Source organism: Parasedimentitalea maritima (assembly GCF_005771405.1).
Lineage (GTDB): Bacteria > Pseudomonadota > Alphaproteobacteria > Rhodobacterales > Rhodobacteraceae > Parasedimentitalea > Parasedimentitalea maritima.
The window spans coordinates 32,855-47,515 of sequence record NZ_VAUA01000007.1; the positions used below are offsets into that span (position 1 = coordinate 32,855).

Consider the following 14,661-nt stretch of genomic DNA (forward strand, 5'->3'; position numbering starts at 1 on the left):
TCTGCTGAGATGTAAGCAGACTCACAAAGACAAAAGGGTCAGTGATGGCATTCATTTTGGGATCAGGCAGTCCGCGGCGGCTGGAACTTTTGGCGCAATTGGGGATCACCCCTGATGATGTGCGACCTCCTGATATCGATGAAACCCCGAAGAAAGCCGAACTGCCACGGGACTACTGCAATCGCATTGCGCACGAAAAGGCGATGGCGGTCCGGGCTGATAGCGATGACCTGATTCTGTGTGCGGATACGACTGTAGCGCTGGGCCGCAGAATTTTGGGCAAGCCTGCTGATGCTGGTGAAGCCGCAGAATTCCTGCTGGCCCTGTCTGGTCGTCGGCACCGGGTGATCACAGCACTATCGCTGCGCCGCGGAGACAAAATCTGGCAAAAGGATGTCGTGTCTCAGGTGCGGATGAAACGGCTGTCTGATCTTGAACTCAATGCGTATCTTGCCAGTAATGACTGGCAGGGCAAGGCGGGTGGCTATGCCATTCAGGGGCCGGCAGGCGCGCTGATCCCCTGGATCAGTGGTTCGTTTACAGGCATCGTCGGCCTGCCATTGGCCGAAACCGCAAACCTGCTGCAAGTCGCGGGATATTCAGTTCATAAGGAGGCCGCCGCATGAAGGGCCGTACTATCATTCTTGACCACGTAAAGGGCCGTGAAGCTGCGGCGCTGATGGTGAATGGCAAGCTGGACGATGTTCTGATCGAAAGCGATTTGCCAACGCCAGGGACCATCTACCGGGCCCGCGCTGACCGTCCGGTCAAAGGGCAGGGAGGGATGTTCCTGAGCACGCCGGATGGCCCAGCATTTTTACGTCAGGTCAAGGGGTTGGCGCCGGGTCAAATGCTGTTGGTCCAGGTCACGGGCTATGCCGAAGATGGCAAGGCGATCCCGGTCACCCAAAAGATCCTGTTCAAAAGCCGATATGCCATTGTCACGCCTGAGGCTCCGGGATTAAACATCTCGCGCTCGATCCGCGACGAGGACGAGCGCAACCGGCTGCTGGAAGTGGCACATGAGACTATGGGTGATAGTGAACATGGGTTGATTCTGCGGTCGGCTTGCGATGGCGCTGATGCAGATGAAATTGCCGACGATATTTCGGCCATGGCTGATATGGCGGCTGCTGTGATGGCGGATCAAGGCACCGAGCCACAGGCGTTGACCGAAGGGGATACGCCGCATCTGCTGGCCTGGCGTGACTGGTCAGAAGCGGCCGAAATTGAACGCGAGCCAGGCGGGTTTGAACACCACGGTGTGCTGGAAGCGCTGGAAGTTGTGCGTGATATTCGCGAGCCGATGTCAGGCGGCGCCTTTTTGTTTGTCGAACCCACCCGGGCATTGGTCGCCGTGGATGTGAACACGGGCGCTGATGTATCACTGGCGGCTGGCGTTAAGGCCAATATGGCCTGTGCTAAGGCCCTGCCGCGCGCGCTGCGGCTGCGTGGGTTGGGCGGTCAGATCGTACTAGACCTGGCTCCCATGCCGAAAAAGGACAGACGTGCCTTTGAAACTGCGCTACGCGCCGCATTTCGTGCTGACACCGAAGAGACATTGTTGGTGGGCTGGACGCCGCTAGGGCACTATGAGCTGCAGCGCAAACGTGGTCGGGCAACATTGACAAATTTGCTGAGCGAGTTGCTGTCATGAGCTGCCCAATTTGCGATAAAGAAACCGTTGCGACCTACCGCCCGTTTTGTAGCAAACGCTGTGCTGATATCGACTTGGGAAAATGGTTGAGCGGTTCATATTCAGTGCCGAGTCAGAACCCAGAAGATCTCGAAAAAGCATTGGAAGAAGCAGACCGAAATACTCAAACCAAACATTAGTAGTTTTCTTGAAAAATGCCTCTGGACACTGTGACCCCGACGTCATAGAAGGCCCACACCCAAGGCGATAAGCCTTCCCGTGCCCGGGTAGCTCAGGGGTAGAGCAGTGGATTGAAAATCCTCGTGTCGGTGGTTCGATTCCGCCCCTGGGCACCACAATATCTTCCAGTTGTGGTCTAATACATCCTGTAATACTTTAGTTTCTATCGACAATCTCGAACGAGATGTCCGAGGTTGTCCAAAGTAATCCTACTGAATTCTCCCTCATTGGGGGTATGGCTTGGGGTGCAGCGGAGAGTGGAAATTAAGGTTGCCCCCAGATGTCAGTTCTGAGGGATGCGAAGATCCGTGCTCTATGGTATGCATTCGATGCGTCGCACCAAGGTTCGCAGATCTACAGGTAGGCTGGCAACTTACGCGCAGTTCAGCTGTTACCTGGCCACATTAAGATGGACAGTACGATCTTCTCGCCCGGGCTCTTGGTTGTCTTTCGCATCGTCCACTCCTCAGTGGTAACGATGAGCCAACAACCCTCTTTTATCAAATTGCGCTATTTGGACCCATTGGCGCTGATGTCAGACATGCTGATCACAGCAAACGTTGGCTTCTTCACTAAGTCGAGTGTACCGGCTCGAAGATCGAATGTCCGGTAGTGTCTAGTATTTGGACTTCCGCTAACGGGTGCGAAAATGTCTGACGACGTACATTATGGTGACGATTGACGGGATGGCGCTCTTGGTGCCGGTCTGTCGAAGCTGTGGTCTTAAATGGATACAGAGCAGTCGGGGTCGCTTGCATTTTTCCAAACAGAAACAGTCACTGGATACAGTTGCGAAAAGCTATCTGGATAGCTTGTACCATTCTTTCACGGTTTCCCATGAAACGCTCTGTGGTGCAGGCGCCGAAGGTGTCGTCATAGAGAAAAGAGGGCTGACCTTGAACCACCGGGATGCGTCCGAGCGGGAACCGAACGCCGAAGCCGCGCGGGCGATCCATGATGCGAATGTTGGCAGTCTCAACTCGCTTTCCAAGGATGCGATGGGCTCCTTGTCCCTGTAAGAAGGAGCCAGCTGGTAGGCACTGATTGATCAGCCAGGTCCGGACGCTCCAATCAGAGTCTATCTTTGGATCTTCAGTAACGAATAAATCAAAAAACGCGCCTTCTGTATCAGTGCAGAGTGCGGTCATCTTGTACAGTTCATCTGCTCGCTTGGACACCGCAATTACACCTTGGCCGAGCAATTCAATTTCCCATTTTCCCCATTCAGTTGGCGCGTAGGCAAGCTTGGTTTGCAGCGCCTCAGCCCCTGATCCGATCCAATACATCTCGTGTGGTTGACTTAGGCCAGCATGCACCAGAACGCGACCATCCACTCCCATCCTTAGTGTGTAATCGAGCAGCTGTGAGACCAGTTCCTGCTCTACTCCCTGTTGGACAAGAATGGGGTGGCTGTCCGATCCTCCATCCGACCGGGCGGCGCTGTAGAATTGGTGAACCCCGATCCGAGAGCCATGATCGACCCGGCGCTCAACACCTCCCATGAAGGCATAAGCACAGGCCGAAGCGCAGATACCCGGAGTGCGACGTGTGAAGTCCCAGGAAGACATGTTTGGCCAATCCGGATGGGGCTCATGGTTGCCAACTTCTGTTGCAAACCCAAGGCGTCGCAGTTCCGCGCCGAGCTGGATGCCCTGCGCCAAGCTGCCACCGGGCGAATTGAAGCGTATCCGCTTGGGAAGCCAGCCAGGCCCCTCTGCAAGGAAGGTTTGGAAATCGGCTGCCGTTTCCTCGTCAATTGGGCCACTGGCCTGAATCCAGTTTGCGTCGTTTGTTTTGTGGTCGGTTCCGCCAAGAATGAAGTCCATCGCCGCAACAGGCGCTGCTGTCAAAAATGAAATGAGTAAGGTGGCAAGCAAAAATCTCACGGTTTGAACTCCACTGCATAGAAGCCAATGGTCTCTGTTTCCTGTGAAACTACGTAGCTGAAAGTTCCAAAATGCAAAATTCGAAGCAGTTGGAGGCAATCCCAACAGTCGGGTGTTGGGTCGCGGTAACCGAGGTGGATGTGAGGTGTTAGAACATTTGCCCTGTCTTCCAGATCGGCATTATAGGCCCATTCGTTCACTCATCTATTGTGCTGACCTCGCCAGATGCCTCTCACTGGACAATGTTACACTCTCTCCAGATATTTGGCTTCGCCGTCGTAGACGTAGCGGGTCATGCAATCGAAGGCTTTGAGTGAGTCCTTAGCGTGAAAAGCCGCCAGTAGCTGCCTTTGCCCGGCAACGATCAGCGCGTGTGATTCAGCGTCACCCATGGTGACCATGCGGACCGCTTGAATTTGGCTCAGGTAGCGGTCAATCATTTGGCGAAGCTGGGTATTTGGCACTGCTGACAGCCATAAATTGCGAAAAACCTCGCAGGCGCGATAGAAATGTCGGATGTCGTCGCTTGCCATGGTATTTTCGGCATTTGCAAAGGCATCTGTCAGCGCATCAAGAATTTCAGGCGTTGCATTCTGAACGGCGAGCCCGGCGGCGCGAGGTTCGAGAAGGCGGCGTAATTCAAACACTTCCAGAACACTCTTTTTGTCCCAGACAGGCAATTTGAATCCGCGTGAGGAGGTGATCAGATACCCTTCGTGCACCAACCGCATCATCGCGTCACGAACGGGCATGCGCGACACCCCAAGACTGGCGGCAATCGTGGTGTCGACCAGACGATCTTCAGGCGCAACTTCGCCGCGCTGAATGCGCGTCAGATAGTCCTGATAAATCCTGTCGCGATGGCTCAGTTTTCGGGCTGGGATCTTTTTGTTTACATCTGTTTGCATGACATAACTGTATACTATTTAAGCTCAAGACGAAAGGGTTAGGGGTAAATTTTCTTGAAATATCAACGCATAATTCGATAATTCAGAAAAGTTCTTGATGAAAATACAAAATGGCGCGTACAAACAGTATACAGTTTGGCGCAAATTCCTTTTAGAAGCGCGTCATTGCTCGAGAGACTGTCAACACTGGGGAGACTTCCAATGAAGTTTACAAGACGCGCGACACTTGCTTTCACATCGATCTCTTTGATGCTGATCGGCACAACATTCGCCACCGCTCAAGAAACATTGAACATCGCGGCCTATCCCGCCAATCCGCCGTGGCAATTCAAAGATGAGGCCGGCGATTTCAAGGGATTTGAAGTTGATGTCGTAACCGAAGTCGCATCGCGACTGGACCGCAATGTCGATATTAAGGGCTACGATTTCCAAGCCTTGTTTGTGGCTGCCGCCTCCGGCCGCGCCGATATGGTGATTTCATCACTGACAATCACCGACGCCCGTTTGGAAACTCAATCCTTTTTGCAGCCCTATGTAGAGGGTGCGATGGCTGTTGGTGTCCGTAGTGGCTCTGCCATTGGAAAACTTGACGATCTGGCTGGCAAAAATGTTGGTTCTATCGCGACCTCGGCGCCCGAGATCTGGCTAAAAGAACGCGAAGCTGAACTTGGTTATGCAAATTACAATAGCTATACCAGCGTTGCCAATATGCTGGCTGATCTGCGCAACGGCCGGGTTGACGCAGTGGTTAACGATGTCGTTGGGTTGCGCTATGCATTTGCTCAGACTGAAGGTCTTGAAGTCGCGCATGAAATCGTTACCGGCGAAAAATTCGCAATCATGATGCCAAAAGACTCGCCGCTGGTAGAGCCTGCAAACGCCATTCTCACAGAGATGAAAAACGACGGCACAATGTCGACGATCTATGAGAAATGGTTTGGGGCCAAACCTGCTGCAAACAGTCTCACGTTGCAGCCGCTTCCCGTACCCACATCGTCAGAATAGGGCCAGGTTCCAAAAATGCACTGCGGGGGCATCTGTTTTCCCGCAGTGTTGGAGCTGAGATTTTGTACTGCCGAGCATTTTTGCTCTTCACTCCCAGGCCTTCGAAGCCCGCCTTTCCCTCACCATGGTGCCATTTCTGCAGCTCGGCTCTTAGTCTGGGCTGCGCTGTGACGAAACCGGCCCTTTGCCACCAGACGGTTGGGCGTAGCGCCAAAAACAAGACGAATATGATGCAGAACGCGCCGATAGATCGCATCGATGCGACAGGCAATACCACGCTGGCAGGATGCTACCATTCTGACAGTTTTTTATCGAAAAGAGACGCCTAACATGGAAATTCTCGACATTTTCTTCAACGTCAGCGTGATGCAACGGGCGTTCCCGATTTTATTGCGAGGGTTGACCAACACAATCGTGCTGGGGCTCACGGCAATATTTTTCGGCGGAATTCTGGGTGTACTTGTCTGCCTCGTGCGTCTTTATGCACCAAAGCCGTTGCGTCTCTTGGCGGTGGCCTACATCGACCTTTTGCGCGCAATTCCAATTCTTGTTGTCTTGATCCTGGTCTATTACGCCCTGCCATTCGCTGGCATAACCCTATCCTCTTTTGTTGCGGCAGCTGTTGCTTTGTCGATGGTTCTGGCGGCCTATTCCGCCGAAGTCGTGCGCGCTGGAATTGAGGCCGTTCCCAAAGGTCAGTTTGAAGCGGCAACCGCCCTTGGCCTTTCCTTTCCGCGCACGATGCAAAAGGTCATATTGCCCCAAGCCCTGCGCATCGTTATTCCCCCGTTGGCCTCCTATTCGGTATCGATTTTTAAAGACACGTCACTGGCTTCGGTCGTCGCGATGAATGATCTGTTGAAACAGGCCACCGACGCGCAGGCTTTGTTCGCAAACCCGACCCCGCTCATTCTAGCTGCCGTTTTTTACATTGTTCTGCTTTGGCCCTTGGTACGCTTTACCAGCCGTCTTGAAGAGCGATTCAAACAAGCCTACGGCCGCTGATCTTCGTCGCATCCCATAGCGCATAACTCAAAAGAGTTGTCCGCAAAGTCACATCAATACAGGAATTCCCATGACTAACGCCCCTAACGCTCCCGACGGATCCGGTTATTTGCTGTACCATTCCATTGGTCAATACCACGGCAAGGCTAAAGATAGTGCGCTGGCGCTGGCTGAATTTGCTGGATTTTGGGGTGCCACCAACGACGAGCATTGGGCGAACGTACTGCCGAAGCGCCAGGAATTCATTGATGGTTGGCGGCATTTGATAAATGCACCAGAAGGCACGCTCACGACCTCAGAGAACGTCACCGCCTCGCTCTATTCATTGATTGGCGCCTTGCCTGAGAAGTACCTTAAAGGGAAGCGGGTATTGGTTGCCGCTGATTGCTTTCCCTCGCTCCACTTCATGTTGTCGGGTATTTCTGAACGCCTTGGCTTTAGCCTCGACACGGTGCCGATGCGCCAAGGTGCGTCTTGGGTGGAAGATGAAGACATGCTCGCAAGCTGGGGCCCGGACGTGGGTCTGGCCTTACTCACTTGGGTCTCTTCGACCTCGTCTCACAAGATTGATTTGGAACCCCTCGTGGCGCACGGCCGCAAGATGGGAAGCCTGATTGGCGTCGATATAACTCAAGCCGCGGGACTGCTGCCTTTCGATGTGATGGCACCTGAGATTGATTTTACTGTTTCGACCAGTTTGAAATGGCTTTGTGGCACGCCGGGTGCGGGTATCTTATATGTTGCCAACGAACTTACCCTAGAATGCGAGCCAGGATTGCGCGGCTGGTTCTCTCAGCCAGATCCATTTTCGTGGGAATTGGATAAGTTTGAATATGCGCCTGATAGTCGTCGGTTTGATCACGGCACACCGGGAATGGTTGCGAACATCGCCTCTCTGCCTGCACTAAAGTGGCACGCAGCGCAAAACCGCGAGGAGCTAGTGGCGCATAATCACAACCTGACCAGTCAAATTATTGACGTGATCGACGACCTGAATTTGAACCTTTGCACTCCTCGTTCAGCCAGCAATCGGGGTGGAAGCATCATGGTAAAACTGCCGCCCGAAATGCCCGCTGCACATGTGTTGAACACCCTGAAGACCAACCATATTTATGCGGATGCGCGCGGCCAAACCCTGCGCCTTTCACCGGGCTTTGTCACAACGTCCGATGGCATCAACGCGTTGCACCAAAGTTTAAAAGCTGTGTGAATACGGCGGCGTTCGATTAGGTCTGGCGTGCTTCGGAAAACTCAGTGATTGGATTAGTAGGATGTACTACTTTTCTACCTAAGCGGAGATACTGTTTTGCTTGCCAGTACTGTGAACTGGCAAGCAAACTTAGACCTGCCTTACCCTCTGCGAATGTTAGCTTTGGCCGTATATTTCCGGATCAAGCGCGACGTAGTAAATGACTTGATCAAACCGCGACTCAGTCTCATCTTGGGTCGCAAGGCGTGCCACTTGCGGAATGTCGGTTATTGAGAATTGAAAATCGAATGAATAAAATCTTCCCGCAGGCCTTTTTTGACAAGGTTCAACGCTTGTGTGCCGCGTACCAGCAGGCGACTCTTACCCTGACCACGCTAACTACTACATTGCTGTGGTGTGTCGCTGCCAGTGTGGCCACAGCAGCCGACGTCCATATTGTAAATTACCGGTTTTCGCAGTCTAAAACAGTGCCGCTGCTGCGTCTGGAAGGGATCATCCTCAGGGGCGATGTGGAAAAGTACAAAACTGCACTGGAGCGTGTGCTTGGATGCTCAGCTGACGAATGCGGTCCAGATGGTACTGGCGTGCGGGCGGTTGTCTCACTTGATAGTCCCGGCGGCAGTTTGCTTGAAGGGATTGCGCTAGCAGAGGCGTTTCGCGAAGATGCAGTAGCGACCGTAATTGAAGCAGACCAATCCTGCCTGTCAGCATGCGCGCTTGCCTTTTTAGGAGGAACCGGAGTTTGGTCGACGGGGGGAATTGGCTACTTTAGAGACCGCACAATTGAACCTGGCGCCAAACTGGGGTTTCACTCTCCATTCTTCCCGAGTTCAAAAGTCAGCCAAATCCTGGAAGAAAAACAGGTGACTAACCTGTTGGACCTGACCCGCATGAGTATATCAAAATTCGCGGGCCATCTAAACCGGTTTGGTATCAACCCGCTCGTTTTTGATGCGATCATTGAAATGGGGCAAGACGAGTATTTCATGATCGATAGAGCAGAGCGGCTTTATTACACAAACACAACCTTGCCCCAGTTTCCGCCCCATCTACTTGGCGTTTCCAGCAATGATGCAATTCGCAACGTCTGCGCCAGACTTATTGCTGAGTTTTACAAAATACCGTTGGAACAGGGACAAAACTACCTTGGCGACGCCCGTATGGAAGACGTGTCTCGGGATCAAGCAGATCGCGTAATAAGCGGGTTTCCAGTTGATGAGTCACCCTACGTTCTGAGTGCATGTGGCGTGCCAAAAGACAATCGTTCAGAAATTGCGTCGACCGTTTTTCTTTATCGATCTGCTTCTGACGCGGCCTATCTTGAGAGTTTTCTGAAATACCAAAATGCGACAGAGCAAGGTTGGTCTTCGGTTTCTCCCGGGAAAAACATTGGTCCGGTTATGAACACACTCAATCATTTCATGATACCGGCAAGCGCAGGCTTGATGGACCTGCCTGCCAGCATTTCTGACTATATTGCTTCTCAGCGCTATGCCTCTGCTTTTGGCCCTATGCCTCAGCGGTCCAGTGGCAATGGCGCAAATCTGTTATTCGACACAATCGATGCCCGAAGCTGGGTCTATGGTGACGTCATAATCACAGAACGCGTTGGTACGGCGCAGCTCTACCACGATCTGAAAGAGGAGGCAGATGGTTCATTTATCGATCTCGCTCTTAGCCGTGATTTTGACAATTCCTTTGTGCGCAGCGGTCACTACGGCATGAATGGAAGCGCCTTTTATTGGGCAGCTTTTGTGCAAGGCAATCAAAGCTATGTGCTGAGAGTTGAATACAACCATCCCGGAAAAGACATTCGCCCCGACGAAAACAAAATCACCAAAGCATTCGCCTGTTCTACAGATTTCAGCGGTGTACGTTTGCCTTGTTTCCACTAAGTGCAGGGATGCCAGAGCAGGTTCAGCCAGTCGCTACAGTGCTGGTTATCTCTCTGCAGTTGGTGGGTCCGCCTCCTCAGCAGTATCCGCGGGCAATGTACCTTCAATGTTGGAAAGCTGATCATACAGAGCCTCACGGAACGATACCTCATTCACTTCAGCCCCTAACAAGTCCTGAGCTAAGCGCGAAATCCCATTGCTTTCTGCAAGATTAAAAGATGAATTTTCGCAGGCCTGTGCGGTTGCCTCAGACAAATAAGAAAGCTCTTGCCCGACGTTGTCATACTGCCGAAGCAAGTCGTAGCGTTGCAGGTCTTCGGCCGCCATTGCGAAGATATAGGCGATGGTCGCACATTCGCCTTCGCGCGTGGATACGGCCTGGTTCACCCGGGAAATCAGGCTCAACTTGTCCAAATAATATGCGGCCATCCCTAATACGCCAATTGCCGAGCTTCACTGATGCTGCTGTTAATATGGGAGTTATCGATGTTAACGTCTTTGTACAGCCCGGCAAATGCGGGCACTCCGCAACTGACGCTGAACGTAAGCGCAGCAAGCTTGAGATAGTGAATAGCTTTCATGTCTCTGCCTTCATCCTGAAATCTTAGCCCCGACATCCTGCCACTGCAGGTTAGTCGTCCAGGCTACCAATCTTTGATCAAGGCTATACGCAAGATTGCGTTTTTTCAAATACCTACGACGGGTCGCTGTTGCAGGGGCTTCCGCCCGAGACCGCAACCGTGACGATCCAGCAGTGGGGGCGATCAGAGCTAAGTTCTGGAAAGTGAACTACTGATGCGCAGCGTCGCGAAGGCCTATTCTCCGCCCTATGCCTCAGCGTTACTAAAGAACAAAGAGTGTTGATTTTTCTTCATGTAAGTCCAGGCAATAAAACGACTTACTTTTTGCCCCTGTGCCATTTCGACGACCTTAAAATCAGCAACCCGGGCCTTTTTTAAAATTCGCTGGAGTGGCTGGAGGTTATCTTTTTTCGACACCAGAGAGGTAAACCACAGGCATTGGTCGGCGAACTCCATACTCTGTTCAATCATGCGGGCGATAAACTTTATCTCACCCCCCGGACACCAAAGTTCGGCGTTTTGACCACCAAAGTTGAGCTTTTTCGACCGCCCTTTGCCAAGGTTCGCCCACTTACGTTGGGTGCCCTTGTTCGCCTGTTCCATGGACGAATGAAAAGGCGGGTTGCACAGGGTTACGTGAAAAGCATCGTTGGCTTTGACCACACCACGAAAAACATTCTCAGGTTCATTTTGTCGCCTAAGGGTGATTTTCAACCCGTTCAATTCACAAATTTGCTTTGCCGATTTGAGCGCACCTACATCGATATCGGAGCCAGTGAAGTGCCAGCCGTATTCGCTCTGGCCCAATAGGGGGTAAACCAGACTCGCACCGGTGCCGATGTCTAACGCTTTGATGTGACGCCCGCGCGGGATTTCTTGATTATTGCTGCCAGCAAGCAAGTCCGCGAGATAGTGGATGTAGTCGATACGGCCAGGAATTGGTGGGCATAAATAACCTGCGGGAATATCCCAAAAATCAATATCGTAATGTGTCTTCAGCAACGCCCGATTGAGCATACGAACAGCCCCCACTTCTTGAAAATCAACCGTCGTCTGACCGCGTGGATTACTGATCGTGAAAGGCTCAAGTTCAGGTGTCTGCGCCACTAAGCGCACAAAGTCGTACCCTTCTGAGTGTTGATTACGGGGATGAAGCTTTGCTTTTGTGGCCATGGGGGACGCCTTCATGAAAGTTGGTGGGCGTCATTCGCCAGACGGTTCGTTGGTTTTAGGCCCTCAGGCACGACTTGAAAACTCATACGACTATCTGCCAGTCACAAACCGTATGTCAAATCGCATGGGCGTCAACATTGGCGATGATGTTGACGAAGGCGACCGCCCAGGTTGCAGCACAGGCGGTGCCCCAAAGTCTGTGTTACTCAGATAGGGCCTTAACCAATGGCTGTGTTTCCTGAGAGACTTGTACCGCAATTTCAGCCATTTTCAGGATCGCGTCACGAGTGCTGGCAACGGCAATAAATCGGGCGTTGTGGCAAAATTTGGCGCCTTTGACACCGCTTACCTCTTCCAGAGCGTCATCTGTTAGTCCGGCCCAGGATGCAGGCAGATCGGCGCGTTGGTCGAAGGTATCATTTGACAGTTTGATGCCGCCAATCGTCCAGTCACCTCCGCGCGGATGAACCACGAACAGGATGTGATCGGCCTCTGCCTGATCAAGCGCAGAACGGTAAGGCATTCCCATGGGCAGTTCGAGAATTGGGGATGTACCGGCTTTGGCGATTGCCTCGGCCACGATGCTCTGCGCTCGGAATTTTGCTGCGAGATTACGGATCTGAGCTTCGACAAAACTCCGTGCAATGGGCAAGGCCGCCCGGAATGCATCGTCGTCAGCCGTTGGCGAGGTGTTGTCAAAGACCGGCTTCAAGCTACCCAAAAGCGCGGGCAATGTCAGGATTGATAGCGGCCCGGCAACTGATGGTTCCATCGCGCCGTTGTCCAGCAGGTCGATGGGTAGCACGAATTTGGTGTCAAACTTGGCGTGGATGGCCTCAACGTCTTCCGCTGGCACCTCCATTGCTGCCAGGTATGCGCGCCCGTGATGCGCCCATATCAGACCAAAAGAGCTGAACGGCTGGCCATCTTCCCGCAGCGGGCCAGGACGTTGGTGGTGGTCGAAGATCTGCATCTCGCTGTCATAAGCCCCGCCAACATCAAAAATGATTTTATGGGTCGCCGGAGTTACGGCTTGTCGATCCCGAGTGCGAAGAAGCTCCGCCTGTGGGAACAGGCGGGTGAGCACGACAGAAGACAACAGCTCATCCGCATGAAAGCCGCCGGAATGGGTGACAAGGTGGGTGATGGTCATGAGGGCGTTCCAAACGGTTGGTCAAATGGTGAAGGCCACCAATTCAGTCGCCCTTAGAGGATTTCAAGGGTCCTTTGTCAAAGCTATGCAGTCGGATCAAGCTCTAATTGGCAGAAAGGATAAGGCTCTGCCCCGTCTAAATGCGCCGTTTTAGAACTGGCTGTTCAACAATTATCCAGAGCCGCCGTTCGGCGTGCCCCTTGCCAAAGAAAAAGAGCAAGGGGCGGATTAGTAGGTCAGAGCAAATGTTCAACAAGCTGCGCTGGAAGTGACAGGGTGGGAAAGTGCCCGGCTGACAAGGTGTGGATCTGCTCTACCTTCCAATTTTCCAGCATTTCCTGTTGCAGTTTCGGGGACACCATTCTGTCCAAGGATGTACGAATGTACACCTTGGGAACGCGTCCAAAAATCTCGTCGCTGACTGCAATTTTGGCCATGAAGGGTTCGGTCGCCTGGGGTAAATCCTGAACCATGTTAAGGGCGATTTGGATGTCCTGATCCGACACATCATGAAATGCTTTGTCCCGCCAGGTGGCTGCTGACGCGGTGGCGTAGCTTTGGTCTTCGGAGAAGGAGAGTTCAGGTAGAAATTCTCCATCCGGATCGCGCTGCATGGCCTCGATAATACTGTCGCCATTCTTCAACAGGAACGCAGCTACGTAATACAGCTTTTCGATTTTCTCGGGCAGGTGTTCAGCCACCTGCGAGATGATTGCGCCGGCCAAACTGTGACCGATCAATTTGACCTTTCCTTCCACTTGGTTGATGGCATCAACCACGGTCTGCACATAGTTCTGCATCGTGACTTGTGACAGATCCTGCTCATTTTCCGGGCTGCCGGGCAGAGCAACGGCGGTTACCTCGTGGCCAGCGCTTTCCAGCATTGGCCGTGTTTCGTTCCAGCTCCATGCGCCTTCCCAAGCGCCGTGTACCAAGATGTAATGTGTCATGTTCAATTCTCCAAAAGGGGAAGGGGCCCAGCCTCTTGGGTCAGAGGCTGGGGGGACAGGGGCAGACGCTTAGTTGATCGCGTTTTTGGATGGGATGAGGCGGAACGAGATCACCTTGGCAGAAACCTCGCCTGATGCGTTTCGGATCTTGGTCCCAGAGACGCTCTCCGGCAGCGCGAAACTCTGCCCGGCCACAATGCGCCGTGTCTCTACACCTGGGGTTTCGATGACAACGACACCTTCAGCGACAATGCCGACTGTTGCGACATCAGTCTCAACAACAATGGCATCCGCTGCCGGAATGTTGTCTTCGTGGATGTCGACCTGATTGATGTCGGTATCGCTCAGATCAAAGGTTGGCAGGGTGCGGCGGTCGATGGCTTCTGTTGGTGTCTGTTCAAAGACGATGAACGGCTCACCTTCTTGTTCCAGATTGAAGTCAATAAAGATGGCTTCTTCGGTTGCTGATGCGTTGTCAAAGCGCAGGATGCGCGGGCCGACTGGTTCAAAGAAGGCATCGCCTTCGTTCAAAACCCGCGGCTTTTCACCTTCTATCTGATAGATGATTGAACCCTTGGCGACATAGCCAACCGCAGGTGCGCTGTGTGTATGAACTGGGGCCACCTGACCTGGAACGAAGTGGAAATCACCCGCTTCAACCTGAACAACGCGACGTGTTTCAAAGTTGGCAGTCAATAGCTTGACCGAGCTGCGTTGTGTTTCGGCTGACGGTGCCGTGGCCAGCCCCCCCGCAGTGGCCAGAGCAGCAATGGCAGTGAAGGTGCGTGTTTTGGAGGAAAAGATGTTCATTTGGATAGTCCTTTCAGATCGATTGGGAGAATTCCCGATGCACATGTTTCTTGGATCAGAGAGATTATAACTCTGGGTGGGGTCGTCTGGCGGTGATGGTTTTCCTGAGAACGCCCGGCTTGGTGGCCTCTCTGGTTCTGCGTGTAAATTAGCTTGCATTTTGCAAGGTGTAACCCTTCTAGCTTTACGTATTGCATTTTGCAAGGTAT

Annotated in this window: 14 protein-coding genes and 1 tRNA gene; 8 read left to right on the forward strand and 7 right to left on the reverse strand. The window is 52.8% G+C overall.

Annotated elements, in window-relative coordinates:
- Positions 1-44: 44 nt before the first annotated feature.
- The 4 genes from FEE96_RS14055 (at position 45) to FEE96_RS14070 (ending at position 1,992) form a co-directional block, all read left to right on the forward strand.
- The gene (locus FEE96_RS14055) at positions 45-626 is read left to right on the forward strand and encodes a Maf family protein (protein WP_138163757.1); all 582 of its coding nucleotides are present in this window, start codon (positions 45-47) and stop codon (positions 624-626) included.
- Positions 623-1,657: a ribonuclease E/G gene (locus tag FEE96_RS14060; RefSeq protein WP_138163758.1), complete on the forward strand. Its 1,035-nt coding sequence runs from the start codon at positions 623-625 to the stop codon at positions 1,655-1,657. Before FEE96_RS14055 ends, FEE96_RS14060 begins: the two co-directional genes overlap by 4 nt.
- Positions 1,654-1,836: a DNA gyrase inhibitor YacG gene (locus FEE96_RS14065; RefSeq protein WP_138163759.1), complete on the forward strand. Its 183-nt coding sequence runs from the start codon at positions 1,654-1,656 to the stop codon at positions 1,834-1,836. The genes FEE96_RS14060 and FEE96_RS14065 overlap by 4 nt, the downstream gene beginning before the upstream one ends.
- 81 nt (positions 1,837-1,917) lie before the next feature.
- Positions 1,918-1,992: transfer RNA gene (locus tag FEE96_RS14070), tRNA-Phe, on the forward strand.
- 660 nt (positions 1,993-2,652) lie between these two features.
- Here the strand turns inward: FEE96_RS14070 and FEE96_RS14075 are convergent.
- Positions 2,653-3,762, reverse strand: coding sequence for a COG3904 family protein (locus FEE96_RS14075; protein ID WP_138163760.1), 1,110 nt, complete (start codon positions 3,760-3,762; stop codon positions 2,653-2,655).
- Between the two features lie 245 nt (positions 3,763-4,007).
- Positions 4,008-4,670: a GntR family transcriptional regulator gene (locus FEE96_RS14080; protein ID WP_138163761.1), complete on the reverse strand. Its 663-nt coding sequence runs from the start codon at positions 4,668-4,670 to the stop codon at positions 4,008-4,010.
- Between the two features lie 201 nt (positions 4,671-4,871).
- Here FEE96_RS14080 and FEE96_RS14085 point away from each other — a divergent pair, with 201 nt between their 5' ends.
- From FEE96_RS14085 to FEE96_RS14100, 4 genes are all read left to right on the forward strand, one after another.
- Positions 4,872-5,675: a substrate-binding periplasmic protein gene (locus FEE96_RS14085; protein ID WP_138163762.1), complete on the forward strand. Its 804-nt coding sequence runs from the start codon at positions 4,872-4,874 to the stop codon at positions 5,673-5,675.
- Between the two features lie 330 nt (positions 5,676-6,005).
- On the forward strand, positions 6,006-6,680 hold the full coding sequence (locus tag FEE96_RS14090; RefSeq protein WP_138163763.1) for an amino acid ABC transporter permease: 675 nt from the start codon (positions 6,006-6,008) through the stop codon (positions 6,678-6,680).
- A gap of 70 nt (positions 6,681-6,750) precedes the next feature.
- Positions 6,751-7,890: an aminotransferase class V-fold PLP-dependent enzyme gene (locus FEE96_RS14095; protein ID WP_138163764.1), complete on the forward strand. Its 1,140-nt coding sequence runs from the start codon at positions 6,751-6,753 to the stop codon at positions 7,888-7,890.
- A 287-nt stretch (positions 7,891-8,177) separates the two neighbouring features.
- On the forward strand, positions 8,178-9,785 hold the full coding sequence (locus tag FEE96_RS14100) for a COG3904 family protein (RefSeq protein ID WP_138163765.1): 1,608 nt from the start codon (positions 8,178-8,180) through the stop codon (positions 9,783-9,785).
- 45 nt (positions 9,786-9,830) lie between these two features.
- On the opposite strand, the gene FEE96_RS14105 is transcribed toward FEE96_RS14100, so the two are convergent.
- From FEE96_RS14105 to FEE96_RS14125, 5 genes are all read right to left on the reverse strand, one after another.
- Positions 9,831-10,214, reverse strand: a complete 384-nt coding sequence (locus FEE96_RS14105) for a hypothetical protein (RefSeq protein WP_138163766.1) — start codon at positions 10,212-10,214, stop codon at positions 9,831-9,833.
- 398 nt (positions 10,215-10,612) lie between these two features.
- On the reverse strand, positions 10,613-11,539 hold the full coding sequence (gene rlmF / locus FEE96_RS14110; RefSeq protein ID WP_138163767.1) for a 23S rRNA (adenine(1618)-N(6))-methyltransferase RlmF: 927 nt from the start codon (positions 11,537-11,539) through the stop codon (positions 10,613-10,615).
- 202 nt (positions 11,540-11,741) lie between these two features.
- The gene (locus FEE96_RS14115; RefSeq protein ID WP_138163768.1) at positions 11,742-12,692 is read right to left on the reverse strand and encodes an MYG1 family protein; all 951 of its coding nucleotides are present in this window, start codon (positions 12,690-12,692) and stop codon (positions 11,742-11,744) included.
- Between the two features lie 236 nt (positions 12,693-12,928).
- On the reverse strand, positions 12,929-13,642 hold the full coding sequence (locus FEE96_RS14120) for an alpha/beta fold hydrolase (RefSeq protein WP_138163769.1): 714 nt from the start codon (positions 13,640-13,642) through the stop codon (positions 12,929-12,931).
- 69 nt (positions 13,643-13,711) lie between these two features.
- Positions 13,712-14,452 (reverse strand): cupin domain-containing protein, encoded by a 741-nt coding sequence (locus FEE96_RS14125; protein ID WP_171021715.1) that lies wholly within the window; start codon positions 14,450-14,452, stop codon positions 13,712-13,714.
- Between the last annotated feature and the right edge of the window lie 209 nt (positions 14,453-14,661).